Below are 3,184 nucleotides of genomic sequence, written 5' to 3'. Positions count from 1 at the left end.
GCGCGGCGGCGAGGGGGCTCAGCGTCCGGTGCCAGAACGCCAGATCGGCGGCGGCCGGCGCGGTCGGCGTCGCCAGCGCCGCGTCGAGGAACTGGGGGGCGGGGGCGGGCCGCTCGACCGCGCCGTCACCGACAGAGGCGTCCCGGTGGTCCCCGACCCGGTGGTCCCCGACCCGGTGGTCGTAGTGGGCGAGCAGGTCGCCGAAGAACACGTCCCAGCAGGCGTCGTCCCAGGCGATGTGGTGCGCGGCCAGCGCGAGGACGTGCCGGTCCGGGGCGTGCCGGACGACGGTGACCCGCAACGGCGACTCCACCGCGAGGTCGAACGGCCGGCGGGCGGCCTCGATCGCGATCTTGTGGGTGCGGTCCGCGTGCCGGGCAGCGGGTTCGGCGGACAGGTCGACGCTGTGCCAAGCCGGCTCGACGTCGTCGCGCGGAACCTGTTCGAGCTGCCCGTCGGCGCGCACCCGGTAGGTGGTGCGTAGGATCTCGTGCCGGCGGGCGACCGCCCGCACCGCGCCGTGCAGCGCGTCGAGGTCCAGCGGGCCGGTCAGCTCGAACGCCGTCGAGATCGTGTAGGCGGCACTGCCCGGCCGCAGCCGCTGCAGGAACCACATCCGGCGCTGGCCGCGGCTCGCCGGGTAGCCGCGGCCCGGCTCCCGACGGGGACGCGCCGACTCCTCACCGGCGGCCGACCCGCCCGCCAGCCCCTGCGCGGCCAGGCGGCGGCGGAGCAGCTCGCGCTTGCGCTGGGCGGAGTCGGAACTGGCCACGGTGAAGATCCTTCCGGTGGTGCGGGCACGCGACGATGGGCCGCGCGGGCAGCGGAGAAGTGGGGTGCGGGCGGGCCGGGAGGTGGGCTGCCGCCGGGCGTCGGCCCGGGGGCGGCGGTCGCTAGTCGAAGCGGCGACGCAGCTCGCGCTTGTCGATCTTGCCGACGGGGGTGAGCGGCAGCTCGTCCACGATGGTCAGCAGGTCGGGAACCATGAAGCGGGCCAGCCCGCGGGCCAGCAGGTAGTTCCGGACGTCCGTCAGCTTGAGCGTCTCCCCCGGCGCCAGCACGACGACCGCGCGGACGCTCTCGCCGACCTGCTCGTCCGCGGCGCCGACGACGGCGGCGTGGGCGATCGCCCGATGGGCGAGCAGATGCTCCTCCAGCTCGGTCGCGGAGACGTTCTCCCCGCCCCGGTTGATCACATCCTTGATCCGGCCCTCGACGACGAGGTTGCCCTCGGGGGTGAGCCGGACCAGGTCGCCGGTGCGGTAGAACCCGTCCGGGCTGAACGCGAGCGCGTTGTGCTCGGGCGCGAGATAGTAGCCGCGGATCGTGTACGGGCCGCGGGTCCACAGTTCGCCGACGACGCCCGCGGGGACGTCGACGCCGTCGCCGTCGACGACGCGGATCTCGTCGGCGGCCGCGAGCGGCCGGCCCTGGGTGGTGTGGGCGACCTCGGCGGGGTCGTCGGGCCGGGTGTAGTTCAGCAGGCCCTCCGCCATTCCGAACACCTGTTGGACGGCGGCGCCGAGCACCTGCGGGATCCGCCTGGCCAGCTCCGCGTCGAGCCGGGCGCCGCCGACCTGGAGCAGGCGCAGGCTGGTGGTGTCCGGTCCCTCCCAGCCGGCCGCGGTCACCCACAGCCGGGCGAGCGCCGGCACGACGGCCGTCACCGTCACCCGTTCGCGGGCGATGAGGTCGAAGGCCGTCTCCGGGCTCGGCGAGCGGGCGAGCACGATCCGGGCGCCGACGCCGAGAGCGCCGAGGATCCCCGGGCAGGCCAGCGGGAAGTTGTGCGCCGCCGGCAGCGCGACGAGGTACACGTCGTCGCTGGTCAGTCGGCACAGCTCGGCACTCGCGGCAGCGTTGTAGGCGTAGTCCCAGTGGGTGCGCGGGATCAGTTTGGGCTTGCCGGTCGTGCCGCCGGAGATGAGCAGCACCGCGACGGCGGACGGGTCCGGTTCGGCCATGGCGGGACGCTGGTCCCCGTCGGGCCGTTCGACGTCCCGTTGACGGTGGCCGGTGTCGGCGAGGGCGGCGAGGGCGGTGAACGGGCCGGGCTGACCGGCGACCAGCACGTGGCGGACCGTCGGGACCGCCACGACGATCTCCTCGGCCAGCGCGCGGTGGTCGAAGCCCTCATGGGTGTCGGGGATCGCGTAGGCCACCGCGCCGGACAGGCGGGCCAGGTGCTCGATCTCGACCCGGCGGTGCGCGGGCAGCGCCAGCACCGGGATCACTCCGCGGCGCAGCAGCGCGAACAGCAGCGTCACGAACTCGATCCGGTTCGGCAGGTGCACCAGAACGCGGTCGCCGGCGCTCAGGCCGAGCCCGTCGAGACCGGCGGCGAGGTCGTCGACGGCGTGGTCGAGCTCGGCGTAGGAGAGCCGGACGACGCCGGCGGGCGAGTCCGCGACGATCGCCGTCGCCGCGCCGTACGCCCGGGCCCAGCCGCGCAGCCGTTCGCCGAGCGGGCCGCCCGTCCAGTAGCCGGCGTCGGTGTAGCGGCGGGCGAACTCCCGCGGCCAGGGCACGAAGCCGTCCAGCGTCGCCGCCCGGTCGGTGACCAGCGGGCCGGTCATCGCCCGGCTCCGGCGGCACTCGGTTCGTCACCGGCGCCGGGCAGTTCCTCGAGGCGCGCGTCGACCTCGTCATCGGCGAGTCCGGCAATCTCCCAGGCGATCGACGCGACCCGGTCGAGCCGGCCCGGGTTCGACTCGACCGCGCGCATCCGCTGCGCGAGCCCCGCGACCGTAGGCGCGGCGAACAGCATCCGCACCGACACGTCGCCGGTGTCGAGCTCATCGCGCAGCCGGGCGACGAGTGCGGTGGCCTGCACGGAGTCGCCGCCGAGGGCGAAGAACTCGTCGTGCACGCCGAACCGCGCCCCGCCCAGGAGCTCACCCCAGACCATCATGATCATCCGTTCGAGGTCGGAGCGCGGCGGTGCCGGTGGTGCCGCCGAGGGACCGCCCGCCGCCTGGTCGAGCGCCGCGGCGACGGCCGCGCGGTCGGTCTTCCCGTTGGCGCTCAGGGGCAGGTCCGCCAGTGCGAGGATCCGGCCAGGAACCATGTGTGGCGCCAACAGCTTCCGCAGCCGCGCCCGCAGCGCCGCGTCCGGCGCCTCGGCATCGCCGGCCGATTCGGCCGGGTCGAGGACCACCACCGCGCCGAGTGCCACCGGCTGCCC

3 protein-coding genes are annotated in these 3,184 nt (G+C 75.3%); all 3 read right to left on the bottom strand.

Going from position 1 to position 3,184, the window contains the following annotated elements:
- A partial coding sequence (locus MXD58_RS23730; protein ID WP_250609953.1) for a condensation domain-containing protein occupies nucleotides 1-772 on the bottom strand: 772 nt, incomplete at its 3' end.
- 121 nt (nucleotides 773-893) lie between these two features.
- A complete protein-coding gene (locus MXD58_RS23725) occupies nucleotides 894-2,576 on the bottom strand; it encodes a (2,3-dihydroxybenzoyl)adenylate synthase (protein WP_248840586.1) in 1,683 nt (560 codons plus the stop codon).
- Nucleotides 2,573-3,184 (bottom strand): phosphopantetheine-binding protein (locus MXD58_RS23720; RefSeq protein WP_250609952.1); only part of this gene is annotated, 612 nt, incomplete at its 5' end. The genes MXD58_RS23720 and MXD58_RS23725, both read right to left, overlap by 4 nt.

The organism is Frankia sp. AgKG'84/4 (assembly GCF_023242965.2).
Lineage (GTDB): Bacteria > Actinomycetota > Actinomycetes > Frankiales > Frankiaceae > Frankia.
Note: the sequence above shows the minus strand (reverse complement) of the source record. Positions and strands in the feature narration are given on the sequence as shown.

Bases quoted from the DNA above. Each gene is read 5' to 3' on its own strand.
- MXD58_RS23725 (WP_248840586.1), bottom strand. From the start codon at position 2,576: ATGACCGGCCCGCTGGTCACCGACCGGGCGGCGACGCTGGACGGCTTC.